Origin of the sequence: Streptomyces sp. NPDC038707, assembly GCF_040636485.1 — a bacterium.
Taxonomy (GTDB): Bacteria; Actinomycetota; Actinomycetes; order Streptomycetales; family Streptomycetaceae; genus Streptomyces.
On record NZ_JBEZUP010000004.1, the window covers coordinates 346,409 to 372,368 of the forward strand.

The following is a 25,960-nucleotide window of genomic DNA, read 5'->3' on the forward strand; positions in this document are numbered from 1 at the left end:
AAGGGGCCGCCTGCCATCCGTGGTGCGGGCGGCCCCTTCGGCCTGTCCGGCACCCGGCCGCCCCCGCGCGCGGCGCGCGCCCGCTTTTTACCCAGCCGCAACACGGCGTGGGGACTACCGCCCGGCCCCGCATGTGTTTACGTGGTGTTGGCATTCCGGGATCGTCCGTCACGGAGGTGTGCGTCATGGCCGACGCCGCGCAGCGGCTGAGGAGTCTTGCCGAGCAGGTGCTGGGGGCCCCGCTCCCGGTGCGGCTGAAGGCCTGGGACGGCTCGCAGGCCGGTCCGCCGGACGCGCCGGCGCTCGTGGTGCGCAACCGCCGCGCCCTGCGCCGCATGCTCTTCAAACCCGGCGAACTGGGCCTCGCCCGCGCCTGGGTCTCCGGTGACCTGGACGTCGAGGGCGACCTGTACACCGTGCTGGACGCGATGGCGGGCCTGATCTGGGAGCGCGGCGAGGACGCCCGCACCCTGCGCCAGGCCGTACGCGACCCCGCCGTCCGGGCCGCCGCCCGCGACCTGCTGAAACTGGCCGGACCCCCGATCCCGCCCACCCCGCCGCGCGAGGAGATGCGCAGACCCCGCCGGCACCTGCACACCCGCCGCACCGACAAGCGGGCCATCAGCCACCACTACGACGTCGGCAACGACTTCTACGAGATCGTCCTCGGCCCCTCCATGGTGTACTCCTGCGCCTACTGGGAGGAGGACGGCACCCTGGAGACCGCCCAGCGCGACAAGCTCGAACTGGTCTGCGCCAAGCTGGGCCTGAAGGAGGGTCAGCGGCTGCTGGACGTCGGCTGCGGCTGGGGCTCCATGGCCATCCACGCGGCCCGTGAGCACGGGGTGAGCGTCGTCGGCATCACCCTCTCGCAGGAGCAGGCCGCGTACGCCCGCAAGCGCGTCGCCGACGCGGGGCTGACCGACCGGGTGGAGATCAGGGTCCAGGACTACCGGGACGTGGTGGACGGCCCCTACGACGCGATCTCCTCCATCGGCATGGCGGAACACGTCGGCGCCGAACGCTACCTGGAGTACGCCCGCCAGCTGTACGCCCTGCTGGTGCCCGGCGGCCGGCTGCTGAACCACCAGATCGCCCGCCGCCCGCAGCGGGACGAGTCGGCGTACCAGGTGGACGACTTCATCGACGCCTACGTCTTCCCCGACGGCGAACTCGCCCCCATCGGCACCACCGTCACCCAGCTGGAGCGGGCCGGGTTCGAGGTGCGGGACGTGGAGGCCATCCGCGAGCACTACGCCCGCACCCTGCGCCGCTGGGTGGGCAACCTGGAGGACGACTGGGACCGGGCGGTAAGGCTCACCAGCCCCGGCCGGGCCCGGGTGTGGCGGCTGTACATGGCCGCCTCCGCCCTCGCCTTCGAACGCAACCGGATCGGCGTCAACCAGGTCCTCGCGATCCGCACCCCCGTCTCCGGCGCCTCCGGTCTGACGCTGCGGCCCCGCACCTGGCACGGCTGACCGCCCGCACCGGACAGCCGGTACGCACGGCAAGGGGGCCCCTTCCCGAGGGGCCCCCTTCATCGTCGTACGACGGCTGCTGCGCCGGCGACCGGCTACTCGGCCTTGATCGCCGCGAGCATGTTCAGCCGGGCCGCGCGGCGGGCCGGCCACAGGGCGGCCAGGACGCCGATCAGGCCCGCCAGCAGCAGGAAGACCGCCATCCGGCCCCACGGCAGCTGCAGTTCGTACGTCGGTATCTCCGTGGCCAGCAGCTCGCCGGCCGCCCAGCCGAAGAACACGCCCAGGCCGAGGCCCAGCACGCCGCCGAACAGGGAGATCACCAGGGACTCCAGGCGGACCATCCGCTTGACCGCCCGGCGGTCCAGACCGATCGCGCGGAGCATGCCGATCTCCTGCGCGCGCTCGAAGACGGACATGGCCAGCGTGTTGACGACGCCCAGCACGGCGACGATCACCGCCATGCCGAGCAGGCCGTAGACCATGTTCAGCACCTGGGTGAACACATTCCCGATCTCACGGGAGATGTCCTGCTTGTCCTGGATCTTGACCGCCGGGTTGACGCCGAGGGTCTTCACCAGTCCGTCCTTGGCCGCGTCGGACGCGCCGTCCGCCATCTTGACCATGACCCGCATGTCGGCCGGGTCGGCCAGGTGCGGGGTGAGGACCTTGTTGTCGAGGATGATCCCGTTGAACATGTCGTTGCCCTCGTAGACCCCGGCGACGGTCAGCCGGCGGGCCGCGCCGTCCTCGAAGTGCGCGGTGAGCCGCGAACCGGGCTTCCAGCCGTGCTTCTCGGCCCGGTCCTCGTCCACGACGATCCGTGTGCCGCCCACCGAGAGGGAGCCGGCGGTCACCTTCAGGTCGGTCAGCTTGCCGATGGCCGCGCCGTCGACGCCGGTCAGCCACTGGGTGCCGCCGTCGATGCGGGACTCGCCGTTGCGCAGCGGGCTGCTGGCGGTGACCCCGTCGGCGGTGGCGAGCTTCTTCGCCACGTCGGGGGAGAGCGGGCCCTGATTGGCCATCGAGACGACGTAGTCGGCGCGGATCGCCGAGCTGGCCATCCGGTCGATGGAGCTCTGCAGGCTGCCCGCCATCACCGTCATGCCGGTGATCAGGGTCAGGCCGATCATCAGCGCCGAGGCGGTGGCCGCGGTACGGCGCGGGTTGCGCACCGAGTTCTGACGGGCCAGCTTGCCCGACACCCCGAAGGCGCGCAGCAGCGGCGCGGCGGCGGCGATCAGCGGGCGGGACAGCAGCGGGGTCAGCACGAACACACCGACGATCAGCAGGACCGCGCCGATGCCCATCGGGCCCTGGGCGGCGTCGGCGTCCATGTTCGTGGCCATGAGGATCACCGCGACGCCGGCGGCCGCGAACAGCGAGCCGAGCGTGTTGCGCAGCACCAGGGACTTGGTGGTGGCCTTGGCGTGCAGGCTGCTCATCGCCGCCACCGGCGGGATCTTCGCGGCCCGGCGGGCGGGCAGCCAGGCGGCGAGCACGGTGACGAGGATGCCGACGGCGAGGGCGGCGACCACCGCACCGGAGCCGATCACCAGCGGTCCGTCGGGCACGGTCTCGCCGAAGGAGCCCAGCAGGGAGCGCAGGCCCGCGCCGATGCCGATGCCGGTCACCAGACCGGCCACGCCGGCGACCGCGCCGACCGCGAACGCCTCGATGAGCACCGAGCGGGTGACCTGGCGGCGGGAGGCACCGACCGCCCGCAGCAGGGCCAGCTCGCGGGTGCGCTGGGCGACCAGCATGGTGAAGGTGTTGGCGATGATGAAGGTGCCGACGAACAGGGCGATGCCCGCGAACACCAGCAGGCTCTTCTTCAGGCCGCTCAGGGAGTCGGCGATCGCCGCCGCCTGGTCGTCGGCGAGCCGCTCGCCGGTGGTGGTCTCCACCATCCCCGCGGGCAGGGCCTTGTCCAGCGTGGCCTTCAGCGCCTCCTGGCTGGTTCCGGCAGCCGCCCGCACGTCGATCTCGTCGTACGTGCCCTTCTTGCCGAACAGGGACTGCGCGGTCGGCGTGTCGAACAGCGTGAGGCTGCCGCCGGCGGCCACGTTGCCGTCGTCGGTGGTGAAGATGCCGCTGACGGTGGGGGTGAGGACCGGGCCGTCGACGGAGAGGCGCACGGTGTCGCCGACCTTGAAGCCGGCCCGCTTCGCCGTCGCGGAGTCGATCAGCACCTCACCCTTGCCGCGCGGGGCGTGACCGCTGACCAGGGGGTAACGGGGGTCCTTCGTGCCCCAGTAGTTGCCGCCGGCCGACTGCCAGTCGCCGCCGACGAGTTCGCCGTCCTTGCCGGCGACCGCGGTGAAGCCGGTGACGACACCGGTGGCGGAGGCGGCCCCGGGGACCTTGGCGGCCCGGTCGAGCAGCGCCTGCGTCAACTCGGGCGTCCTGCCGACCTGGTCGCCCTTGGAGTCCTGGTACCTGGGCTGTACGGCCACGTCGACCTGGTCGAAGCCCTTGGCGAAACTCTTCTGGTAGGCGTCGGAGAGGGTGTTGGTGAAGACCAGCGTGCCGGAGACGAACGCCACGCCGAGCATGACGGCGAGCACGGTCATCAGCAGCCGGGCCTTGTGCGCGAGGACGTTGCGCAGGGCGGTGCGGAACATCAGCTGGTACGGCCCTTCGCGTCGAACTGCTTCATCGTGTCGAGGACGGACTCGGCCGTGGGGCCGTACATCTCGTCGACGATCCGCCCGTCGGCCAGGAAGATCACCCGGTCGGCGTAGGCGGCGGCCACCGGGTCGTGGGTCACCATGACGACCGTCTGGCCCAGCTCGCGCACGGAGTTGCGCAGGAAGCCGAGGACCTCGGCGCCGGAGCGCGAGTCCAGGTTGCCGGTGGGCTCGTCGCCGAAGATGATCTCGGGCCTGGAGGCGAGGGCCCGGGCCACGGCGACGCGCTGCTGCTGGCCGCCGGACAGCTGGGAGGGCCGGTGGCCGAGCCGCCCGGACAGCCCCACCATCTCGATGACCTGGTCCAGCCACGCCTTGTCCGGTTTCCGCCCGGCGATGTCCATCGGGAGGGTGATGTTCTCCAGCGCGGTCAGCGTCGGCAGCAGGTTGAACGCCTGGAAGATGAAGCCGATCTTGTCCCGGCGCAACTTGGTGAGCTGCTTGTCCTTCAGGGAGCCCAGCTCGGTGTCGCCTATCCGCACGGAGCCGGAGGAGAAGGTGTCCAGGCCGGCCACGCAGTGCATCAGCGTGGACTTGCCGGAACCCGACGGGCCCATGATGGCGGTGAACTCGGCGGCCCGGAAGTCGACGGAGACCCGGTCCAGGGCGACCACCCGGGTCTCGCCCTGCCCGTAGATCTTCGACAACTCCATGGCGCGTGCGGCCACGGCGGTGGTCCGGCCGGCGGTGGGTGTGGTGGTCACGGGGCGGTGCTCCTGTCGGGACGACGTGTTTCCTGGGGACCGTTCCATCGTCCCGGCGCGCCGCGGGCGGGGAGTCAGCCGCTGTTCCGGTTCCGGGGGGCGACCCGGGTCGGACGGGAGGCCGTCGTGTCATACCTGGGGAGGACGGCCGACCCTGAGACGGCGCCGGGACGCCCCGGCGGCCGGCCGGTGTCCTGTTAACAGGGTGACCGGTCTTGTTCGGGCGGTGAAATTCCGTCATTTCGCGTACAGGCGCACACGTCCCGGGCCAGGCTATTGGCAAGTGCGGATGGCTCGTTCCGTCCGCTGATGCACCCTCAGACGTCAATAAAATAAGACAACATCGGTGCACCCATCCGCTGTTCGGGCGATGGGTCCCGATAGGCTCGGACCCCTTGTTGCGGAGCCCTGGCAAGCCCGGATGGTGGAATGCAGACACGGCGAGCTTAAACCTCGCTGCCCCTTCGCGGGCGTGCCGGTTCGAGTCCGGCTCCGGGCACTCTCCGCCGCATTGCACCTTTTGTGCGGGTGTGACCCCTGTGTGACGGCGTCTCGCCTCCGTGCATCGCACAACGCGCGCCCCCCTCCGCGTCCTTGATGCCGGAATCCTCCCCCGGCCCTCGGGTGAGCCGTTCGCGGGGATGTGCGGCGTGACCATTGACAGTGAGGTACGCGGAGCGGAGACTCGCGGGCAGTTGGTGAAGGAAATTTCACCAGACGAACAGTCCTGAGAGAAGGGGACGGCGATGCGCACCACCGTGGGGATCATCGGGGCGGGACCGGCCGGGCTGCTGCTCGCGCGGCTGCTCCATCGCGCCGGGATCGAGTCGGTCGTCCTCGAGAGCCGCGACCGCGCCTACGTCGAGCAGCGGCAGCGGGCCGGGATCCTGGAACAGGGCACGGTGGACGTGCTGCGCGCGGCCGGCGCCGGGGAGCGGATGGACCGGGAGGGACTGCGGCACGACGGGATCGAGCTGCGCTTCGGCCGGCGCCGGCACCGCGTCGACTTCCCCGCGCTCACCGGCGGGCGGTCCGTGACCGTCTACGCCCAGACCGAGGTCTGCAAGGACCTCATCGCGCTCCAGCTGAAGGAGGGCGGGCCGCTGCTGTTCGAGGCCGAGGCGCTGGCCGTCCAGGGCGCCGAGGGCGACCGGCCGCGCGTCCCGTTCCGGCACCAGGGGCGCGAGGACGTGCTGGAGTGCGACTACGTCGTCGGCTGCGACGGGTTCTGGGGGGTGGCCCGCAAGGCCGTCCCGGCCGGGGTCTCCCGGGTGTTCGAGCGGTCGTACCCGTACGCCTGGCTCGGCGTCCTCGCCGATGTCGCCCCCTCGCACGACGAACTCGTCTACGCCCGCCACGACCGCGGCTTCGCCCTGCTGTCCATGCGGTCCCCGGCCGTCTCCCGGCTCTACCTCCAGGTCCCCGCGGGCACGGAGGCCGGGCAGTGGAGCGACGAGGAGATCTGGGACGAACTGGAGCGGCGGCTGGAGACGGACGACGACTGGCGTCTTGAGCGCGGCCCCCTCACCCAGAAGTCGGTCACCCCGATGCGCTCCTTCGTGCACGAGCCGATGCGGCACGGCCGGCTCCTCCTCGCCGGCGACGCCGCCCACATCGTGCCGCCGACCGGCGCCAAGGGACTGAACCTCGCCGTCGGCGACGTCGTCACCCTCGCCCGGGCCCTCGCCCACGAGCGGGAGACCGGCTCCCCGGACCTCCTCGACGCCTACTCCGCCACCTGTCTGCGCCGCGTCTGGCAGGCCGAACGCTTCTCCTACGACATGACGACCCTGCTGCACCGCGCCCCGGACGCCACCCCCTTCGATGCCCGGCTCCAGCTCGCCCGGCTGGAGCGCATCGCCTCCTCCCGCGCCGCCGAGACCGACCTGGCGGAGGCGTACACCGGGTTCCCGCTCGCCTAGCGGAACGCCCGTGGCCGGGAATCGGACGTGCGCGTAGCGTGTTGGGCAGCATGCAAGGGGAAGGATCCTCCTCAAGTATCATGGTCGATCCTTTGCCAATCCATTACTCTTGAGCCAAGACTGCACTCGGCAGTCATGGAGGAGTGAAATGAGGAGCAGCAACCCGGTCTTCTCGCGACGGGGCTTCAGCCGCGACAACGGCTACGCCGGCTTCAACACCGCGCCGCAGGCCGGGTACGCACAGGGCAACCCGTACGCGCAGGACCCGTACGCGCAGAATCCCTACGCCCAGAACCCGTACGCGCAGGCGGACGTCCAGGCGCCGGCCACCACCGACCGGATGACCATGGACGACGTCGTCGTCCGCTCGGCCCTCACGCTCGGCACGGTCGCCGTCGGCGCCGTCCTCGCCTGGGCGCTGCTGCCCGTCTCGGGCACCAGCTACGGCCTGGCCGTCGGCTCCGCGCTGATCGCGTTCGTGCTGGCCATGGTGCAGAGCTTCAAGCGCACCCCGTCGCCCGCGCTGATCCTTGGCTACGCCGCCTTCGAAGGCGTCTTCCTCGGCGTCTTCAGCGAGATGTTCAACAGCCGCTGGAGCGGCGCCCCGTTCCAGGCGGTGCTCGGCACGATGGCGGTCTCGGGCGCCACCCTGCTGATCTACAAGGCCGGCTGGATCCGCGTCACCGCCCGGTACGCCCGCATCGGCATGTCCATCGCGATCGCCTTCATGGCCGTCATGGCGGTCAACCTGCTGCTGGTCGTGTTCGGCGTCGCCGACGACGGCGGGCTGCGCAGCTTCGGCCCGCTCGGCGCGCTCGTCGGCATCCTCGCGATCGTGCTCGGCGCGTTCTTCCTGACCCTCGACTTCAAGCAGATCGAGGACGGCATCGCCTACGGCGCCCCGCGCAACGAGTCCTGGCTCGCGGCGTTCGGCCTCACCATGACCCTGGTGTGGATCTACGTCGAGATGCTGCGGCTGGTGGCCATCTTCAGCAGCAACGACTAGCGGCGGTCACGAACGCGACGAAGTGCCCCGGGTGCGTCACCCGGGGCACTTCGGCGTTCAGAGCAGCCTGCGCGCCGCCCTCCTCAAGTCGTACTCGTGCACGATCGCCTTGGCGTGGCCGTACGCCAGGTCGTACTCGTGCCTGAGCCAGCTGACCTTCTCCTCGAAGCGGAACAGGGCCGGGCCTTCTTCTACGGCACGCAGCCAGTCGGACACCTCACGACCGGTGCAGTGCGGGATACGGGCGAGCAGGTTGCGGTGGGTCTCCTCGGAGAAGACGTGGGACATCGGCGCCTCCGGTACAAAGGGGATGTAAGCCGGTCCTTCACGTCACCGTGCCTGAGCGTTCGCGTATTGGCAACAGTGCGGCACGTTACCCTCGGCGGGTGGTTGATACGACGCCCTTGACCCAAGCAGTGGACCACTTCGCCGACCGGTTGCGGGCCGCACCGCAGAGCCGGCTCCAGCGCGGGGCCGCGGCGGAGGCGCTGGCACTGGCCCGGGAGCTGTCCGGCTGGGCCCAGCGGGAGGAATCGCCCGGCACCGAGCCCCGTGAGATGCCGGACGCCGGGATGTTCGCCGCCGCCGACCAGATCCTGGTGGCCGCCCATGACCTCGCGGTCGTGCTGGACCGCGAGGAGCAGGTCGCCGAGGCGGTACGCCTGGTGGAGGAGGCCCGGCAGCGGGCCGGGGTCTGAAGCGCCCCCACGGGTCCACGGGTACTACGGGGCCAGGGGTGGGCCGGGAGTGCTACGGGTACTACAGGGACGCGATCACCCGGTCGGCCAGGATGTAGACCGTCTCCTCGCCGCACGCGAAGGTCAGGGTGTACGCGCCCGAGACGCCCGAGCCGCCCAGGAGGTACGGCGCCTCGCCCGACTCCAGGGCCGCGGCCAGCCGTTCCGCCGTCTCGCGGTGGCCCGGGGTCATGCACAGCGTGGTGCCGTCGGCGAAGACGTAGACGTCCAGCGTGCCCAGCGGGCCGGGGCGCACGTCGGCGAGCCGCACCTGCTCGGCGGCCAGCTCCTCCAGAGCGGCCACCGTGCGCTCGTGGTCGTTGACGGCCGGCGGCTGCGCCGGGACGAAGTCCGGGTGCGAGGGGTGCCGGCGGCGGGCGGCGGCCAGCTCCGGGGACTCGCCCGCGGAGAACTCCTCGGCGTCGGCGCCCGGCTCGGACACCGGCTCCAGCGGCTCCAGCCCCGCGAAGTCCGCCTGCCGGGGCAGGAAGAGATCGGCGTCGGGCAGTCCGAACAGCATCGGCGCGTCGGAGGCGTCACGGGCCTCCTGGGCCGCCCAGAAGGCGCGCGCCTCGGCCAGCTCCCGCTCCCGCTCCTCGGCGAGCGCGTCAGCCACGGCCGCCCGTATCCGCTCGGCCTCCGTGGCGGCCCGGGCGCCGGGCAGCAGGGCGCGCGCGGTGGCCGCCCGCTCGTCGGCGAGCTGCTGCTGCAGCTCGGTGAGCTGGCGGCGCAGCCTCAGGACGGTGCGCAGGACGGCGACGCCCACGGCGCCGGTGGCTGCCGTGGTGAGCAGCAGGGCGATCGGCATGGCGCTCACTGACGTACTCCCGGTTCAAAGTCGACCCCCGACTTCCTACATCAGCTTGAAGGGCGGACTAACCAGCTGTCAGTGCGTAACGTCACGAAACGGGCAGGACGTACGGCACCTGGTTGCGTCGCGTACCAGGCCGGTCGGCGCTGACCTGCGGCGATATGCCGGGCAGGCGAGATAGGTCACATCCTGGGGGAGATTGGATCACGGAAAGACCCAAAACCGTGGGGTTTCCCCGGTTCTGGGCCCTTCTGCGACGTACCGTGCCAGGTCCGCTACGGACGGTGGCCCCCTGGGTCAGCTGAGGCGCTCGATGACCATCGCCATGCCCTGGCCGCCGCCGACGCACATCGTCTCCAGGCCGAACTGCTTGTCGTGCCACTGGAGCGAGTTGATGAGCGTGCCGGTGATCCGGGCGCCGGTCATGCCGAAGGGGTGGCCGACGGCGATGGCGCCGCCGTTGACGTTCAGCTTGTCGAGGTCGATGCCGAGGTCCCGGTAGGAGGGGATCACCTGGGCGGCGAAGGCCTCGTTGATCTCGACCAGGTCGATGTCGTCGATGGTCAGGCCCGCGCGCTTCAGTGCCTGCTTGCTCGCCTCGACCGGGCCGAGGCCCATGATCTCGGGGGAGAGGCCGGAGACGCCGGTGGACACGATCCGGGCGAGCGGGGTCAGGCCCAGCTCGCGCGCCTTGGTGTCGGACATGATGACCAGCGCGGCGGCGCCGTCGTTGAGCGGGCAGCAGTTGCCGGCCGTGACCAGTCCGTCGGGGCGGAAGACCGGCTTCAGGCCGGCCACGCCCTCCAGGGTGACGCCGGCGCGCGGGCCGTCGTCCTTGCTGACCACCGTGCCGTCGGGGAGCGTCACCGGGGTGATCTCGCGCTCCCAGAACCCGTTCTTGATGGCCTGCTCGGCGAGGTTCTGGGAGCGGACGCCGAACTCGTCCATCTCCTGCCGGGTGACGCCCTTCCAGCGGGCGAGGTTCTCGGCGGTCTGGCCCATCGCGATGTACGGGTCGGGCAGCAGGCCGTCCTCGCGCGGGTCGTGCCAGGTCGTGCCCTCCTGCCCGGCGACGGCCTCGGTACGGGCCTCGGCCTCGGCGAACAGCGGGTTGTGCGTGCCCGGCAGGCCGTCGGAGCTGCCCTTGGCGTAGCGGGAGACCATCTCGACGCCGGCCGAGATGAAGACGTCGCCCTCGCCGGCCTTGATGGCGTGCAGCGCCATGCGGGAGGTCTGCAGGGAGGAGGAGCAGTAGCGGGTGACCGTGCAGCCCGGCAGGTGGTCCATGCCCAGCTGTACGGCGACGACGCGGCCGAGGTTGTGGCCCTGTTCGCCGCCGGGGAGGCCGCAGCCGAGCATCAGGTCGTCGATGTCCCTGGGGTCGAGCTCGGGGATCTTGTCGAGCGCGGCCCGGATGATCGTGGCGGTGAGGTCGTCGGGGCGCAGGTCCTTCAGGGAGCCCTTGTTCGCGCGGCCGATGGGGGAGCGGGCGGTCGAGACGATGACGGCTTCGGGCATCACGGCTCCAGGGGAAGGGGGTTCGGGCAGGGCCGGTTCGGAAGTTACCCGGCCGTATGGCCCAGGTCACCGGTACGGCGGTGTGACACTGACCGCAGTTTTCTAAGCGCTTGCTTGGCCGCCCGGCCCTCGCCCGCCGCCCCGCCCGACCCGCCCCGCAGGAAAGCCCCGGCACCGGGACCCGGCCCGCGAACGGGCCCCGGCTGGGACGACGCGGGACGGGGGCCGGTTCGCGGGGCGCCTCGACAGACGGTGCCCCTGCCCCCGGGCGGGTCCGCCGCGTCGGGAGGACCGGCCCTCGGTCTTCCGGGCGTCTTGGGCGGGGGAGGGTTCGCTGTGCCGGGACTGGCCCGGGCGCGGGCAGCGGTGTCGCTGTGCTGTGCTGGGGAGGGCGGTGCCGGGCCCGGGCTTGCCGGCTCGCCGCGTCAGGTGGGGGTCGGTTCGCGGGTGTGTCGATGAGGGTGCCCCTGCCCCCGGGCGGGTCCGCCGGGCCGGGAGGACCGGCCCGGCCGCGAGCAGTGGTGCCGCCGTGCGGTGCCGGAGAGGGCGGCCCCGGGCTTCCCGGGGCACCGCGTCAGGCGGGCGGGTGGACCCGGTCATACCGACGGAGTCGCCGGTTCGGCTTCCGGGACGTGGCGGCGGCGTCTTCGCTTGAGCAACGCCCACGGCCCGCGCGGCCCGGTCGGCATCGCCGCCGTGACCTCCGTGCCCGCCTCCGACGCCGCCTCGGCCGCGGCCCGGGCGACCGGCAGGAAACCCTCGCGGCGCGACACGTCCGGCCGTTCCTCCTCCGCCGGCCACAGCCCCAGCGCCGCGCACACCGTCGGCAGGAGGGCCATCGCCGCCGTGGCGTACCCCTCCGCCGACGGGTGGTAGTTGTCCGGCCCGAACAGCTCCCGCGGATTCGCCTCGAACTCCGGCCCGAGCAGATCCCCCAGCGACACCGTCCGCCCGCCCTGCTCCACCACCCCGATCGTCTGGGCCGCCGCCAGCTGCCGGGACGCCCGCCGGGCCAGCCAGCGCAGCGGCTGCTGCACCGGCTCGATCGTGCCGAGGTCCGGGCAGGTGCCGACCACCACCTCCGCGCCGGCCGTGCGCAGCCGCCGTACCGCCGTCGACAGATGCCGTACCGACCGGGTCGGCGGCATCCGGTGGGTCACGTCATTCGCGCCGATCATGATCACGCACACGTCCGGGACGGGCCCCGGAGCGGACAGCACCAACCCCACCTGACGTTCCAGGTCGTCCGACCGGGCGCCGGTCACCGCCACGTTCCGCAGCTCCACCGGGCGCTCGGCCACCGCCGCCAGCCCCGAGGCCAGCAGCGCCCCCGGTGTCTGGCCCGCCCGGTGCACGCCCTGCCCCGCCGCCGTGGAGTCACCGAGCATGGCCAGCCGCAGCGGCGGTTCCCCCGGGATGTCGTAGGCGCGCCCGTACACGCCCTCGGCCGCCGGCACCCGGTCGCTGAGCCCGTTGCCCAGCTGCCGCCGGGCCAGCCGTACCTCCGCCAGCACCAGACCGACGACGGCCGCGCCGACCAGACCGGCCCCGCCACCGCCGTACGCCGCCCCGGCCGCGATGCGCCGGGCCACCCGCGCCCTCGACATGCTCGTCATGCGTCGCCGCCACCTCCTCGTAGCCGTACACCCACTCCTTGCCCCGTACGCACCGTGCGCCAATCTCGACGAGGAGTGAACGACCACGCTCTCCGGGCGCCTGGCCTTAGGCTGGCGACACCACTACGAACACGTCTTTTTTTGCAGCGACCGGAGACAACGGTGCAATACCACGACTCGATGATCAGCCTCGTCGGCAACACCCCGCTGGTGCGGCTCAACAACGTGACCAAGGGCATCCGGGCGACCGTCCTGGCCAAGGTGGAGTACTTCAACCCCGGCGGCTCCGTGAAGGACCGCATCGCCCTGCGCATGATCGAGGCCGCCGAGAAGAGCGGGGAGCTGAGGCCGGGCGGCACGATCGTCGAGCCGACCAGCGGGAACACCGGTGTCGGACTTGCCATCGTGGCCCAGCAGAAGGGCTACAAGTGCATCTTCGTCTGCCCGGACAAGGTGAGCACCGACAAGATCAACGTGCTGCGCGCGTACGGCGCCGAGGTCGTGGTCTGCCCGACCGCCGTGGCGCCGGAGCACCCGGACTCGTACTACAACGTCTCCGACCGGCTCGTCCGTGAGACCCCGGGCGCCTGGAAGCCCGACCAGTACTCCAACCCCCACAACCCGCTCTCGCACTACCACTCCACCGGCCCGGAGCTGTGGGAGCAGACCGAGGGCAGGATCACCCACTTCGTGGCGGGCGTCGGCACCGGCGGCACCATCTCCGGCACCGGCCGCTACCTGAAGGAGGCCAGCGACGGGAAGGTCAAGGTCATCGGCGCCGACCCGGAGGGCTCGGTGTACTCCGGCGGTTCCGGACGGCCGTACCTGGTCGAGGGCGTCGGCGAGGACTTCTGGCCGACCGCCTACGACCGTGAGGTCGCGGACGAGATCGTCGCCGTCTCCGACAAGGACTCCTTCCAGATGACCCGCCGGCTGGCCAAGGAGGAGGGCCTGCTGGTGGGCGGCTCCTGCGGCATGGCCGTCGTGGCCGCGCTGAAGGTCGCCGAGCGGCTCGGCCCGGACGACGTCGTGGTGGTCCTGCTCCCGGACAGCGGGCGCGGCTACCTCAGCAAGATCTTCAACGACGAGTGGATGGCCGACTACGGCTTCCTGGAGGACGAGGGCCCCAGCGCCCGCGTCGGCGACGTCCTGAGCGACAAGGTCGCCGGCTCCATCCCGTCCCTCGTGCACATGCACCCGGAGGAGACCGTCGGCCAGGCCATCGAGGTGCTGCGCGAGTACGGCGTCTCGCAGATGCCCGTCGTCAAGCCGGGCGCCGGCCACCCGGACGTGATGGCCGCCGAGGTCGTCGGCTCCGTGGTGGAACGGGAGCTGCTCGACGCCCTGTTCAGCAAGCGGGCCTCGCTGGACGACCCGCTGGAGAAGCACATGTGCTCCCCGCTGCCCCAGGTCGGCTCCGGTGAGCCGGTCGGCGACCTGATGCAGGTGCTGGGCGCGGCGGACGCGGCGATCGTGCTGGTCGAGGGCAAGCCGACCGGCGTGATCAGCCGGCAGGACCTGCTCGCCTTCCTGGCCAAGGGCGGCAACAAGTAACCGGGTCCGGCGGAGGGGACGGGGGTTCGCGCAAGTGGTACGAGCGTGTCACGTGCGCGCAGCACCCGCTTAACACGCGTCCGGCAGATTAGGGGGCGTCGGCAGGGCGGGTACGGCTCCCCGCCCGGGCCGGCGCCGAACGGCGCCAGGACCTCCGGAGCGGCTCCCGGACCTCCATGGACGCCACGGACGCGCACCACCGGTCCTGACCGGCCCGCGTCCCTCGCGGGGACCGCCGTCGTCCCGCCCCCCGGAAACGGGGGTGCGGCGGTCCCCGCGACAGTCTTCCCTGGGGCTACAGGGTGGCCCAACTTCCCAGCAGCGCCAGTCGTTCCGCCGTCTCCGAGCTCGGTTCCGGGGTGTAGACCACCAGGGTCTGGTCCGGCTGGGACGGTACCGTCAGGGTTTCGTACGGCAGGGTCAGCAGGCCCGCGACCGGGTGCTGGATCCGCTTCACGCCGTAGGCGCACTCCCGGACCTCGTGGTCGGCCCACAGGCGGCGGAAGTCGTCGCTTTTCAGGGAGAGTTCGCCGACCAGCGCGCACAGGCGGGCGTCGTCGGCGTACCGGCCGGCGCTGAGCCGCAGGTGGGCCACCGCCTGCGCGGCCACCGCCGCCCACTCGGGGTACAGCTCCCGGGCGCCCGGGTCGAGGAAGAGGTGCCGCGGCATGTTCCGTCCGGCCGGTGCCATCCGGCTGAAGCCGTTCACCGCGTCGCCGAGGGCGTTCCAGGCCAGCACGTCCATGCGCTGGTCCAGCACGAACGCCGGGCTGCGCTCCATGCCGTCGAGGAGCGCCTGGATCCCGGGGCGGACCCGGGACGGCCCGGCGGTCCCCGCGCGCCGCCGGCCGGGACGCGCCACCGTGCGCAGGTACGTGTGCTCGGTCTCGTCCAGCCGCAGCACCCGCGCGACCGCGTCCAGGACGGCGTCGCTGACGCTCGTGCCCCGGCCCTGCTCCAGCCGGATGTAGTAGTCGACGCTCACGCCCGCGAGCTGGGCCACCTCCTCGCGGCGCAGGCCCGGCACGCGGCGCCGCCCGTGCGCGGGCAGCCCCACCTCCTCCGGCCGGATGCGGGCGCGGCGCGAGCGCAGGAAGTCGCCCACCTCTGCTTCGGTCCAGTCCCCGTCCATGCGCCGATCGTAGGGGACCGGTGCCGGTCCCATCCTGGTACTGGCAGACCCAGGAAAAGCGCATCCCTGGGTACGGCGGCCGGACCCGGCGACAGTGGTGCCGACCGCCGGGGAAGCGCCCCGGACGGCAGTCACGAGGGAGCACCCCATGTCGTACGAGAGCCTGTCCGGCCGTACCGCCGTCATCACCGGAGCCGCCAGCGGCATCGGCGAGGCCGTCGCCCTGCACCTGGCCGCCGAGGGCGCCCGGGTCGCGCTGCTCGCCCGCCGCGCGGACCGCCTGGAGGCGCTGGTGGACAAGATCCGGGCGGCCGGCGGGCAGGCCCTCGCCGTGGCCGCCGACGTCACCGACGACGCGTCCGTGACGGCCGCCCGGGACCGGATCCACGAGGAGTTCGGGGCCGTCGACCTGGTCGTCAACAACGCCGGTGTCATGCTGCCGGGCCCGGTCGACGAGGGCCGGCTCGACGAGTGGCAGCGGATGCTGGACACCAACGTCACCGGAGTGCTGCGGATCATCCGCGCCTTCACCGCCGACCTGGTCGCCGCCGCGGCCGGGGGCGGCACCGCCGACCTGGTCAACGTCTCCTCCATCGGCGCCCACGTGACCTTCCCGAACTACGCGGTGTACGGGGCGACCAAGGCGGCCGTGACCTATCTGTCGCAGTCCCTGCGCGGCGAGTTCGGGCCGCGGGACGTCCGGGTCACCAACATCGAGCCGGGGCTGACCGAGACCGAGCTGAAGACGCACGTCGGCAGCCCCGAGCTGTCCGGGCAGCTGGAGGAGATGTTCGGGGCGATCGGCGGGCTCTCGGCGGCGGAGGTGGCCGATGTCGTCGCCTACGCCACCAGCCGCCCCCGGCACGTCAACCTCCGCCAGATCATGGTGCTGCCGACCCGGCAGGCGTGACCCGTCCCGGCCTAGTGAGCGGTGGGTGCGGCCGCCTCGGCGCCGGCGGCCCCCGGTTCCGGCGCCGGGGCGGCCGGCGGGACGCGGCGGGCGACCAGCCGGTACAGCAGCGCCGGCACGGCCAGGCCGACGATCCAGGAGATGTCCGCGCCGCCGAGCGGGCCGACCAGCGGGCCGGTCCAGAAACCGGTGGCGAGGAACGGCAGCTGGGCGAGCAGACCGGCCGCGTACACCGCGAGGGCGTCCCAGCGCCAGGCGCCGTAGCGGCCGTGCGGGTCGGTGAGGGCCGCGAGGTCGTAGCGCTCCTTGGAGATCAGGTAGTAGTCGACCAGGTTGATCGCCGACCAGGGCGTGAAGAACGTCAGCAGGAACAGCAGGAAGTCCTTGAAGGAGGACAGGAAGCTGTCCTTGCCCAGCAGGGCCACCGCGGTGCCCGCCGCCATCACCAGCGATATGTACGCCACCCGGCCCGCCGGTGACAGCCGGCGCTGCCCGCGGAAGCCGCTCACGCCCGTCACCAGCGACATGAAACCGCCGTAGGTGTTGAGGACGTTCACGGTGAGCTTGCCGAGCGCGATGACGAAGTACAGGAAGGACGCGACCAGTCCGGTGCCGCCGAGGCCGACGACATACCCGACCTGGCGGTCCAGGAACGCCTCGCCGGCCGTGGCCGCGACCAGCACCCCGAAGGTCATCGACCACTGGGAGCCCAGCGCGGAGCCGGACAGCGTCCACCAGAAGGTCGCCTTCGGGGACGTGGTGCGCGGCAGATAGCGGGAGTAGTCGGCCACGTACGGCCCGAACGCCAGCTGCCAGGACGCCGACAGCGACACCGCCAGCAGGAACACCGGCAGCGAGAAGTGCGCGTCGTGCAGCAGCGCGGAGGTGTCGGCGCGGTCCAGCAGGCGTACGGCGAGGAAGACGAAGGCGAGCGCGCACACCGTGCTCGCCACCCGGCCGAGGGCGTGCACCACCCGGTAGCCGGCGGCGGCGATGACCCCGGTGACGGCGGCGAAGACGAGGATCCCGGTGGTGTCGTCCGTGTGCGTCAGCTCGCCCACCGCCTGCCCGGCCAGCACGCTGCCGGACGCGAAGAAGCCGACGTACATCACGACCACCAGCAGCAGCGGCACGACCGCCCCGCGCACCCCGAACTGGGCCCGGGACTGGATCATCTGCGGCAGGCCCAGGCGCGGCCCCTGCGCGGAGTGCAGGGCCATCACCGCGCCGCCGAGCAGGTTGCCGAGCAGCAGGCCGAGCACCGACCAGACCACGTCGCCGCCGAAGACGACCGCGAGGGCGCCGGTGACGACGGCCGTGATCTGGAGGTTGGCCCCCAGCCACAGCGTGAACTGGCCGAAGGCCCTGCCGTGCCGTTCCTCGTCCGGGACGACATCGATGGAGCGCGGTTCCACGAACTGTGCCATGCGTTCTCCCCACACCGGGCTGTATAACGGTATGCAGCGACACACTGTCTGAATAGGCGGCCGGTGTTTGTCAATGCCCCGGCGCTGTACTCTCCCGGGGCGTCGAGGAGATCTGGAGGGGGAGTACCGCATGAGCGCGAGCGACAGCCCTGCGACCCGGTTGCAGGCGCTCTTCGAGGGCCACCGGCTCACGCCGACCCAGCGCCGCATCGCGCACAGCATGGTGCGCCGGGCCGCCGACGTGCCCTTTCTGTCCAGTGTGGAGCTGGCCGAACTGGCCGGGGTCAGCCAGCCGTCGGTGACCCGGTTCGCCGTCGCCCTCGGCTTCGACGGCTATCCCGCCCTGCGCCGGCACCTGCGCGAGGTCGTCCCGGCCGGACCGGCCCCGGGCGACGGCGCCTACAACGAGTACCAGCAGGCCGTCGAGGCCGAGATCGAGAACCTGCGGCACCTGGCGGAGCTGCTCGCCGACCCGCGCCCGGTGCAGCGGGCCGGCCGGATCCTCGCCGCCTCCCGCCCGCTGCCGGTGCTGGGCCTGCGCGCCGCCGCCTCCCAGGCCTACGGCTTCGCCTACTTCGCCGCCAAGGTCCACCCGGACGTCCGGCTGCTCCACGAGGGCGGCACGATGATCGAGGACCGCATCGACGGCGCCGTCCGCGCCGGGGCCACCGCCCTGCTGTGCTTCGCGCTGCCCCGGCACCCGCGCGAGGTCGTGGACACCCTCGCCCACGCCAAGGACGCGGGCCTGACCGTGGTCACGGTCGCCGACTCGGCGTTCGCGCCCGTCGCCAAGCACTCCGACCTGCTGCTGCCCGCCGCCGTCGGCACCGGGCTCGCCTTCGACACCGCGTGCGCGCCGATGCTGCTCGGCCGGGTGCTGCTGGAGGCGCTGTGCGACAACCTGCCGGAGGCCCAGGCCCGGCTGGAGGAGTTCGACGCCAAGGCGGCGGCCCGGGGGCTGTTCGTGGAATGAACCGGGGGACCGGGCCCCGCCGCTCTCAGACTGGTCTCACGTTCTGCTATTAGCTTCCCTGCGAGACACAAGCGCTGTGTGGACACGTGACACGGGAGGCTGACGTGGCGCGCGGAGGACGTGGAGGACAGGGGCTGGCGCGGGTGGCCGTCGTCGTACGGGCGGGCGCCGCGCCGCTGTGGTGGCTCGGGGTGGTCGCCGCCGGGATCGGCGCCGTTCCCGAGGGGCTGACCGGGCGGCGGATCGGGGTGACGGCCGGGGCGGCGCTGTTCCTGCTCGGCGCGGCCGGTGTGCTGCTGGCCCACCGGGGCCGGTACCGGGCGCTGGCCCGCGGGGCGGCCCGCGCGGGCAAGTACGACGTGCTCCAGGACCGCGCGGTGACCGTGCGCCTGTGGCGCCGGGGGCACCGCTGGTGGCTGCTGCTGGGCTGGGCGCTCGCGCTGGGCTCGGCGTTCGCGGTGCCCGCGGCCGGCGGGCTGCTGCTGGCCGGGCTCGGGGCCGGGCTGTGGCTGAAGGCGGCCTGGATCGGGCGGCTGGAGCGGTCCGCCGAGGCCCTGCTGTGGGTGCGCGTCGACTGGCTCGGCCGCGGCGGCGGGCGCCCGGCGGGCAAGGCGGTCAGGAGCCTGCGGGCCACGGGTATCGCGGCCGGCGACGCGGCCCCGGGCGGGGCCCGCCGCCGTACCCCGGCGCTGGTCTGAGCTGCCGTCAGACCTCCAGGTCCTCCTCGATCCGGCGCAGCTGGTGCCGGGCCATCGCCAGGTTGGCCCGGCCGGCGTCCAGCACCAGGTAGAGGAACAGGCCGTTGCCGCCGCGGCCCCGCAGCAGGCGGATCAGGTGGTACTGGTCCGTGAGGGTGATCAGGATGTCCTCGATCTCGCCCTTGAGGCCGAGGAGTTCCATCGTGCGCATCTTGGCGCGGACGACATCGGTGTTGCCGGCGGCGGCGACGTTCAGGTCGAAGCTCTGGCCGCCGCCCAGCGTGCCCAGCGCCATCCCGCTGGTGTAGTCGACGAGCGCGGCTCCGGTGGCGCCCTCGATGGTGGTGAGGGCCTGCTTCAGCGCGGTCGCGGTGTCGGACATGGGGGTCCTCTCAGCTGTCGGTTGCGGTACGGGCCTCGGCGGCCGTGGTGCGCGGCGCGCGGGGGCCCTGGGTGCGTGCGGGGGTGGTGCCGGGGAGCGGACGGACGGCCTCGGCGGCGTCCAGCAGCTCCCCGATGCGGGCGCCGGCCCGGCGGCCCTCCAGGTGCAGCCGGCCCACGTTGACCCGGTCCTGGGCGAGCAGCGTCAGCACGGCGGTGCGGCCGGCCGCGTAGCTGGCGACATAGCCGTGCTCGCCGCGCACCAGCAGCTCCCGCAGGGCTCCCCGGCCGGTGGCGTCGGCGGTCCGTACGGCGACCCCGAGCGCGGCGGCGGTGAGCGCGGCCAGGCCCTCGGGGTCGACGCCGGGGGTGTCGTGGGCGACGACGAGGCCGTCGACGCCGGCCGCGAGGGCGCCGGTGAGCTGCGGGACCCGGGTGCGCAGCCGGTGCAGTTCGGCCAGCACGGTGCGCAGGTCCTCCTCGGTCACCATGAGCTGTCTCCTCTCGGCGGGGCGGTGCCGTTCAAAGCGCCTCCAGCGCATCCCTGAGCCTCTTCAGCAGCGCGATGTCGGGGTCGGTGGCGGCCGGGCGGGGCGCCGGTGCGGGCGGTGGCGCGGGCGGTGGCGCGGGGCCCGCGGACACCGGCGCGATCCAGCCGGCCGCCGTGAGCCGGCGGACGTCGACCAGCGTGTGGAAGGCCTGCCGGCCCAGGTCCCGGGCGAGGCCGGCGGCCGTGCGGACGCCGTCCACGCGGTCCAGGACGGCCCGCTGCCGGTGGGTGACCGGCGCGGCGGGGGTGCGGCCCAACGCCGGGTCGGCGCGGATCAGCGGGGCGCTGTCGGCGGCCGGGTCGGGCCACAGCCGGTGCAGCAGCAGCCGGCGGCGCAGCGTCTCGCGTTCCAGCGCGACCACCGGCACCGAGGGCAGCGGGCCGAGCCGTGGCCCGGGCTCGTACCGGAACCGGCCCGGGGTGCCGCTCGGTGCCAGCGCGAAGTACCCGGCGTCGTACAGCGCGTCCAGGTGGCACAGCTCCAGCGCGCCGGTGGGCAGCACCCCGGAGCGCAGCAGCAGTTCCGCCGCGTGCGCGGGGTCCGGGGCGTGGGCCGCCGCCCGCTGCCAGGCGGCGGTGGCGAGGGTGCCGTGGGCCGTGAGGAGCACGCCGAGATCCGGGGCGAGGGGGCTCTCGGCGTGCACCACCCGGCCCTCGGCGAGGTGCAGGACGCCGTGTTCGCGGACCAGGACGCCGGTGGCCCGCTCCTCGGCGAGCCGGGTCAGCATCGGGGACAGGGCGCGCGCGGCCCGCCGGTCCCGTACCGGCAGGGCCGGCGGAGGTGTCCGGACCATGGTCATCCCAGCACCAGCCGGGCGGCCATCTCGGCGAGCCGGATCCGGGCGAGCGCGAGGTTGCCCTCCTCGCGGCCGAGCCACAGGTGCAGGAACACGCTGCTGTCGAAGGAGGTGGCGACGAACCGCAGCAGGTGATAGCTCTCGCCGTTGCTGACGATCACGTCCTCCATGGGCGGCAGCCCCTCGCCGGCCGGGGCGAAGGTGCCGTGTTCGGCGGCCGTCCGGGCCAGTTCCGCGGCCTCGGCGGCGCTCGTCTCGTGGTCCCCGCCGGGGGCCTCGCCGACCGTGCCGAGGGCCAGTCCGCTGGTCCAGTCCACCAGCGCGGCTCCCCGGGCACCGGGCAGTCGCATCGCTTCCAGTAAGCACTCGTCGATTCCGGGCACCGTGGCTTCCTCCCGCCTGGGACTCCGGCTGAGTGACGTTGACACTACGCAACGTGTGTGCGGGACGCGGGGCCTTTGGCATTTTCCGATGGAACATGCGTCCGACGTACTAGAGTTGCCCAACTGACGTGTGTTCCGCGGCCGTTGCTCCCTCCGCCGGCGGCCACGCCCTCCCCCTCCCGGCCCCGGTTCCCTGCGCGGCCCTCCCGCGTCCCGCGCGGCCGGGTGCCCTTCCCGGGCCTCTCCGTTCCGCCCCCGGCTCCCGGCGCCTCCAGCCGGACACCTCCCGCGCCCGGACGGGACCGTGCCCCTATTGACTAGCTCTATTCAGCTCGACAGGATGTGAATAGTCGTAGGCACAGGAGGAGACAGAGATGTCGGGACCCCGCCCCGTACGAGCACCGCGCGGCACGGAACTCAGCGCCCTGGGATGGCAGCAGGAAGCCGCCCTGCGCATGCTGCAGAACAACCTCGACCCCGAGGTCGCCGAGCACCCGGACAAGCTCGTCGTCTACGGCGGAACCGGCAAGGCCGCCCGCGACTGGCGCTCCTTCGACGCCATGGTCCGCACCCTGAAGACCCTCAAGCAGGACGAGACCATGCTGGTCCAGTCCGGCCGCCCGGTCGGCGTGATGCAGACCCACGAGTGGGCCCCGCGCGTCCTCATCGCCAACTCCAACCTCGTCGGCGACTGGGCCACCTGGGAGGAGTTCCGCCGCCTGGAGGCCCTCGGCCTGACCATGTACGGCCAGATGACCGCCGGCTCCTGGATCTACATCGGCACCCAGGGCATCCTCCAGGGCACCTACGAGACCTTCGCCGCCGTCGCCGCGAAGAAGTTCGGCGGCACGCTCGCCGGCACCATCACCCTGACCGCCGGCCTCGGCGGCATGGGCGGCGCCCAGCCGCTCGCCGTCACCATGAACGACGGCGTCGCGATCTGCGTCGACTGCGACCCGCGCGCCATCGAGCGCCGCATCGAGCACCGCTACCTGGACGTCCGGGCCGACTCCCTCGACCACGCCCTCCAGCTCGCCGTGGAGGCCCGGGACGCCCGCCGCCCGCTGTCCATCGGCGTCCTCGGCAACGCGGCCGAACTGGTCCCGCAGCTGCTCGCCATGAACGCCCCCATCGACATCGTCACCGACCAGACCTCCGCCCACGACCCGCTGTCGTACCTCCCGGCCGGCGTGGCCTTCGAGGACATGGCCGCCGAGGCCGCCAAGGACCCGGCCGGTTTCACCACCCGCGCCCGCGAGTCCATGGCCCGGCACGTGGAGGCCATGGTCGGTTTCCTGGACGCCGGCGCCGAGGTCTTCGACTACGGCAACTCCATCCGCGGCGAGGCCAGACTCGCCGGCTACGACCGGGCGTTCGCCTTCCCCGGCTTCGTCCCCGCCTACATCCGCCCGCTGTTCTGCGAGGGCAAGGGCCCCTTCCGCTGGGCGGCCCTGTCCGGCGACCCGGCCGACATCGCCAAGACCGACAAGGCGATCCTGGACCTCTTCCCGGAGAACGAGTCCCTGGCCCGCTGGATCAGGCTGGCCGGCGAACGGGTCCGCTTCCAGGGCCTGCCCGCGCGCATCTGCTGGCTCGGCTACGGCGAGCGGGACAAGGCCGGTGAGCGGTTCAACGACATGGTCGCGAGCGGGGAGCTGGCCGCGCCGCTGGCCATCGGCCGGGACCACCTGGACTGCGGGTCGGTCGCCTCGCCGTACCGCGAGACCGAGGCCATGCTCGACGGCTCCGACGCGATCGCCGACTGGCCGCTGCTGAACGCCATGGTCAACGTGGCCTCCGGCGCGTCCTGGGTGTCCCTCCACCACGGCGGCGGGGTGGGAATGGGACGGTCCCTCCACGCGGGACAGGTGACGGTGGCCGACGGCACGAAGCTGGGCGGAGAGAAGATCCGGCGCGTGCTCACCAACGACCCCGGCATGGGCGTCATCCGGCACGTGGACGCGGGGTACGACATCGCCGAGTCGGTCGCGGCCGAGCGGGACGTGCGGGTGCCGATGCGTGAAGGTGACCCGGCGTGACGCAGGACGGCAACGCCCCGCGGAACGACCGCCCGCAGCCCGCGCGGGGCCACGACCCGGAGCCGGTACGGGGCGCCTCCTTCCACGAGATGTGGCGGGAGCTGCTCCCCCTCGGCCGGCACCCCGAGTCCGGTGGGTACCGGCGGTACGCCTGGACCGGCGCCGACGCCGAGTGCCGGGACTGGTTCAAGGAGCAGGCGAAGGCGCGCGGGCTGGCGTACGAGGTCGACCGGAACGGGAACCAGTGGGCCTGGCTGGGCGACCCGGCCGCCGGGGACGCCGTCGTCACCGGATCCCACCTGGACTCCGTACCCGACGGCGGGGCCTTCGACGGCCCCCTCGGCGTGGTGTCCTCCTTCGCCGCCCTGGACGAACTGCGCGGCCGGGGCGCACGGTTCGCCAGGCCGCTCGCCCTCGTCAACTTCGGCGACGAGGAGGGGGCCCGGTTCGGGCTCGCCTGTGTCGGCTCGCGGCTCACCGCCGGGCACCTGACCGCCGGGCAGGCGCACCGGCTCACCGACGGCGACGGGATCACCCTGCCCCGGGCCATGGAGGCGGCCGGGTACGACCCGGAGGCCATCGGACCCGACCCCGAACGGCTGGCCCGGATCGGCGCCTTCGTGGAGCTGCACGTCGAACAGGGCCGCGCGCTGGACCTGTCCGGCGACCGCGTGGGCGTCGCCAGCGCCATCTGGCCGCACGGCCGCTGGCGGTTCGACTTCCGGGGCGAGGCCAACCACGCCGGCACCACCCGGCTGGCGGACCGCCGCGACCCCATGCTGTCCTACGCCGAGACCGTGCTCGCCGCCCGCCGCGAGGCCTCACTCGCCGGTGCCGTCGCCACCTTCGGGAAGATCGCGGTGGAGCCGAACGGCGTCAACGCGATCCCCTCGCTGGTGCGCGGCTGGCTCGACTCCCGCGCCGCCGACCAGCAGACCCTGGACACCGTGGTGGCCGGCGTCGAGAAGGCGGCCCGGGAGTACGCCGACGCCCACGGCATCGCTCTCGACGTCGTCCGGGAGTCCTTCACCCCGGTGGTCGAGTTCGACCACGCCCTGCGGGACGAACTCGCCCGGATCCTCGGCAAGGACACCGGCCTGACCGTGCCCGTCCTCGGCACCGGAGCGGGACACGACGCCGGGATCCTGTCCGGGAGCGTCCCGACCGCCATGCTGTTCGTGCGCAACCCCACCGGCGTCTCGCACTCCCCGGCCGAGTTCGCGGCCGAGGACGACTGCGTGGCCGGGGTGCGCGCACTCGCCGACGTACTGGAAGGACTGGCCTGCCGGTGACCCAGGGAACCTACTGGCTGGAGCACGCCTGGCTCGGCGACCGGGTCGAGCCGGGCGTGGCCGTGGACGTGGCCGGCGGACGCGTCGGCGCCGTGCGCACCGGCGTGGACGCCCCGCCCCCGGGCGCGCAGGTGCTGCGCGGGCTGACCCTGCCGGGGCTCGCCAACGCCCACAGCCACGCCTTCCACCGCGCGCTGCGCGGCACCGTCCAGGTCGGCAGCGGCACCTTCTGGACCTGGCGCGAGGTGATGTACTCCGTCGCCGACCGCCTGACCCCGGACAGCTACCACGCCCTGGCCCGCGCGGTGTACGCGGAGATGGCGCTCGCCGGGATCACCTGTGTCGGCGAGTTCCACTACGTGCACCACGCGCCCGGCGGCACCCGGTACGCCGACCCCAACGCCATGGGGGAGGCGCTGATCGCGGCCGCCGCCGAGGCCGGCATCCGGATCACCCTCCTGGACACCTGCTACCTGTCCGCCGGCTTCGGCGAGCCGCCCAGCGCCCATCAGCTGCGGTTCTCCGACGGCACTGCCGCGGCCTGGGCCGAACGCTGTGGAGTTCTCAAGGAACGGGATCACGCGAAGATCGGGGCGGCCGTCCACTCCGTACGGGCCGTGCCCGCCGGGCAGCTGGCGACGGTGGCCGAGTGGGCCGGCGAGCGCCGGGCGCCGCTGCACGTGCACCTGTCGGAGCAGACCGCCGAGAACGAGGCCTGCCTCGCCGCGCACGGCCGTACCCCCACCCGGCTGCTCGCCGACCACGGCGTCCTCGGCCCGCGCACCACCGGCGTGCACAACACCCACCTGACGGATGAGGACATCGCCCTGCTCGGCGGCTCGGGCACCGGCACCTGCATGTGCCCCACCACCGAACGGGACCTGGCCGACGGCATCGGCCCGGCCGTGGCCCTCCAGCGGGCCGGCTCCCCGCTCTGTCTCGGCTCCGACAGCCACGCCGTCATCGACCTGCTCGAAGAGGCGCGCGCGATGGAGCTGAACGAGCGGCTGCGCAGCCGTACCCGGGGTCACTGGACGGCCGCCGCCCTGCTGCGGGCCGCCGGCGCCGACGGGCACGCCGCCCTCGGCTGGGACGACGCCGGCACCATCGAGCCCGGCGCGCTCGCCGACCTGACCACGATCGCCCTGGACTCGGTCAGGACGGCCGGACCCCTGCCCCGGCTGGGCGCCGAGACGGCCGTATTCGCGGCGGGCGCGGCGGACGTACGGCACACGGTCGTGGGCGGCCGGCACGTCGTGCGCGACGGGGCGCACACGCGCGTACCCGATGTGCCGCAGGCCCTGGCGCGGGCCGTCGCGGCCCTCCGCGCCTGACGATCACC

General features: G+C 73.0%; 23 protein-coding genes and 1 tRNA gene. 12 read left to right on the plus strand and 12 right to left on the minus strand.

Annotation, left to right across the window (positions count from 1 at the left end; translation table 11 throughout):
- The first annotated feature begins 185 nt into the window (after positions 1–185).
- Positions 186–1,478 (plus strand): cyclopropane-fatty-acyl-phospholipid synthase family protein, encoded by a 1,293-nt coding sequence (locus AB0E62_RS08495; RefSeq protein ID WP_362189986.1) that lies wholly within the window; start codon positions 186–188, stop codon positions 1,476–1,478.
- A gap of 95 nt (positions 1,479–1,573) precedes the next feature.
- Here AB0E62_RS08495 and AB0E62_RS08500 read toward each other — a convergent pair whose 3' ends face one another.
- Positions 1,574–4,102, minus strand: coding sequence for an FtsX-like permease family protein (locus AB0E62_RS08500; RefSeq protein ID WP_362189989.1), 2,529 nt, complete (start codon positions 4,100–4,102; stop codon positions 1,574–1,576).
- Positions 4,102–4,872 (minus strand): ABC transporter ATP-binding protein, encoded by a 771-nt coding sequence (locus AB0E62_RS08505; protein ID WP_362189991.1) that lies wholly within the window; start codon positions 4,870–4,872, stop codon positions 4,102–4,104. The genes AB0E62_RS08500 and AB0E62_RS08505 overlap by 1 nt, the downstream gene beginning before the upstream one ends.
- A 415-nt stretch (positions 4,873–5,287) precedes the next feature.
- Here AB0E62_RS08505 and AB0E62_RS08510 point away from each other — a divergent pair.
- From AB0E62_RS08510 to AB0E62_RS08520, 3 genes are all read left to right on the plus strand, one after another.
- Positions 5,288–5,371: transfer RNA gene (locus AB0E62_RS08510), tRNA-Leu, on the plus strand.
- Between the two features lie 247 nt (positions 5,372–5,618).
- Complete coding sequence (locus AB0E62_RS08515; protein ID WP_362189994.1) at positions 5,619–6,794, plus strand: 4-hydroxybenzoate 3-monooxygenase; 1,176 nt, start codon at positions 5,619–5,621, stop codon at positions 6,792–6,794.
- A 148-nt stretch (positions 6,795–6,942) separates the two neighbouring features.
- Positions 6,943–7,800, plus strand: coding sequence for a Bax inhibitor-1/YccA family protein (locus tag AB0E62_RS08520; RefSeq protein ID WP_362189997.1), 858 nt, complete (start codon positions 6,943–6,945; stop codon positions 7,798–7,800).
- A 57-nt stretch (positions 7,801–7,857) separates the two neighbouring features.
- Here the strand turns inward: AB0E62_RS08520 and AB0E62_RS08525 are convergent, their stop codons facing one another.
- Positions 7,858–8,088: a DUF4287 domain-containing protein gene (locus tag AB0E62_RS08525; protein WP_030615555.1), complete on the minus strand. Its 231-nt coding sequence runs from the start codon at positions 8,086–8,088 to the stop codon at positions 7,858–7,860.
- Positions 8,089–8,186: 98 nt separating this feature from the next.
- On the opposite strand from AB0E62_RS08525, the gene AB0E62_RS08530 reads away from it, so the two are divergent.
- Positions 8,187–8,498 (plus strand): hypothetical protein, encoded by a 312-nt coding sequence (locus tag AB0E62_RS08530; protein ID WP_362190000.1) that lies wholly within the window; start codon positions 8,187–8,189, stop codon positions 8,496–8,498.
- A 61-nt stretch (positions 8,499–8,559) separates the two neighbouring features.
- Here the strand turns inward: AB0E62_RS08530 and AB0E62_RS08535 are convergent, their stop codons facing one another.
- The 3 genes from AB0E62_RS08535 to AB0E62_RS08545 form a co-directional block, all read right to left on the minus strand.
- Positions 8,560–9,345: a hypothetical protein gene (locus AB0E62_RS08535; RefSeq protein WP_362190146.1), complete on the minus strand. Its 786-nt coding sequence runs from the start codon at positions 9,343–9,345 to the stop codon at positions 8,560–8,562.
- 300 nt (positions 9,346–9,645) lie between these two features.
- Entirely contained in the window at positions 9,646–10,866 is a 1,221-nt protein-coding gene (locus AB0E62_RS08540; protein WP_362190003.1) for an acetyl-CoA C-acetyltransferase, read from the minus strand.
- A gap of 596 nt (positions 10,867–11,462) precedes the next feature.
- A complete protein-coding gene (locus AB0E62_RS08545) occupies positions 11,463–12,482 on the minus strand; it encodes an SGNH/GDSL hydrolase family protein (RefSeq protein WP_362190005.1) in 1,020 nt (339 codons plus the stop codon).
- Between the two features lie 162 nt (positions 12,483–12,644).
- Between AB0E62_RS08545 and AB0E62_RS08550 the strand changes: the two genes are divergently transcribed.
- The gene (locus AB0E62_RS08550; protein WP_362190008.1) at positions 12,645–14,036 is read left to right on the plus strand and encodes a cystathionine beta-synthase; all 1,392 of its coding nucleotides are present in this window, start codon (positions 12,645–12,647) and stop codon (positions 14,034–14,036) included.
- Positions 14,037–14,331: 295 nt separating this feature from the next.
- Here AB0E62_RS08550 and AB0E62_RS08555 read toward each other — a convergent pair whose 3' ends face one another.
- Positions 14,332–15,168: a helix-turn-helix transcriptional regulator gene (locus AB0E62_RS08555; protein WP_362190011.1), complete on the minus strand. Its 837-nt coding sequence runs from the start codon at positions 15,166–15,168 to the stop codon at positions 14,332–14,334.
- A gap of 148 nt (positions 15,169–15,316) precedes the next feature.
- Between AB0E62_RS08555 and AB0E62_RS08560 the strand changes: the two genes are divergently transcribed.
- Positions 15,317–16,078 (plus strand): SDR family oxidoreductase, encoded by a 762-nt coding sequence (locus tag AB0E62_RS08560; RefSeq protein WP_362190014.1) that lies wholly within the window; start codon positions 15,317–15,319, stop codon positions 16,076–16,078.
- Between the two features lie 11 nt (positions 16,079–16,089).
- Here AB0E62_RS08560 and AB0E62_RS08565 read toward each other — a convergent pair whose 3' ends face one another.
- Positions 16,090–17,505 carry a cytosine permease gene (locus tag AB0E62_RS08565; RefSeq protein ID WP_362190017.1) on the minus strand — a complete coding sequence of 472 codons (1,416 nt, stop codon included), beginning with the start codon at positions 17,503–17,505 and terminating at the stop codon, positions 16,090–16,092.
- A gap of 130 nt (positions 17,506–17,635) precedes the next feature.
- On the opposite strand from AB0E62_RS08565, the gene AB0E62_RS08570 reads away from it, so the two are divergent.
- A complete protein-coding gene (locus tag AB0E62_RS08570) occupies positions 17,636–18,478 on the plus strand; it encodes a MurR/RpiR family transcriptional regulator (protein ID WP_362190020.1) in 843 nt (280 codons plus the stop codon).
- 104 nt (positions 18,479–18,582) lie between these two features.
- Positions 18,583–19,176: a hypothetical protein gene (locus tag AB0E62_RS08575; RefSeq protein WP_362190023.1), complete on the plus strand. Its 594-nt coding sequence runs from the start codon at positions 18,583–18,585 to the stop codon at positions 19,174–19,176.
- Between the two features lie 7 nt (positions 19,177–19,183).
- Here the strand turns inward: AB0E62_RS08575 and AB0E62_RS08580 are convergent, their stop codons facing one another.
- The 4 genes from AB0E62_RS08580 to AB0E62_RS08595 are packed head-to-tail and all read right to left on the minus strand — an operon-like array spanning position 19,184 to position 21,287.
- Positions 19,184–19,558 (minus strand): hypothetical protein, encoded by a 375-nt coding sequence (locus tag AB0E62_RS08580; RefSeq protein ID WP_362190025.1) that lies wholly within the window; start codon positions 19,556–19,558, stop codon positions 19,184–19,186.
- Positions 19,559–19,568: 10 nt separating this feature from the next.
- Positions 19,569–20,048, minus strand: a complete 480-nt coding sequence (locus AB0E62_RS08585; RefSeq protein ID WP_362190027.1) for a roadblock/LC7 domain-containing protein — start codon at positions 20,046–20,048, stop codon at positions 19,569–19,571.
- Between the two features lie 31 nt (positions 20,049–20,079).
- On the minus strand, positions 20,080–20,907 hold the full coding sequence (locus AB0E62_RS08590) for a transcriptional regulator (protein WP_362190029.1): 828 nt from the start codon (positions 20,905–20,907) through the stop codon (positions 20,080–20,082).
- On the minus strand, positions 20,904–21,287 hold the full coding sequence (locus AB0E62_RS08595) for a hypothetical protein (protein ID WP_362190031.1): 384 nt from the start codon (positions 21,285–21,287) through the stop codon (positions 20,904–20,906). The genes AB0E62_RS08590 and AB0E62_RS08595 overlap by 4 nt, the downstream gene beginning before the upstream one ends.
- A 374-nt stretch (positions 21,288–21,661) precedes the next feature.
- Here AB0E62_RS08595 and hutU point away from each other — a divergent pair, with 374 nt between their 5' ends.
- The 3 genes from hutU to AB0E62_RS08610 all read left to right on the plus strand — a co-directional run bounded on the left by hutU (position 21,662) and on the right by AB0E62_RS08610 (position 25,952).
- Positions 21,662–23,326, plus strand: a complete 1,665-nt coding sequence (gene hutU, locus AB0E62_RS08600; protein ID WP_362190033.1) for a urocanate hydratase — start codon at positions 21,662–21,664, stop codon at positions 23,324–23,326.
- Positions 23,327–23,415: 89 nt separating this feature from the next.
- Positions 23,416–24,618 carry an allantoate amidohydrolase gene (locus tag AB0E62_RS08605; protein WP_362190148.1) on the plus strand — a complete coding sequence of 401 codons (1,203 nt, stop codon included), beginning with the start codon at positions 23,416–23,418 and terminating at the stop codon, positions 24,616–24,618.
- Positions 24,615–25,952, plus strand: coding sequence for a formimidoylglutamate deiminase (locus tag AB0E62_RS08610; RefSeq protein ID WP_362190035.1), 1,338 nt, complete (start codon positions 24,615–24,617; stop codon positions 25,950–25,952). The genes AB0E62_RS08605 and AB0E62_RS08610 overlap by 4 nt, the downstream gene beginning before the upstream one ends.
- Positions 25,953–25,960 lie beyond the last annotated feature (8 nt).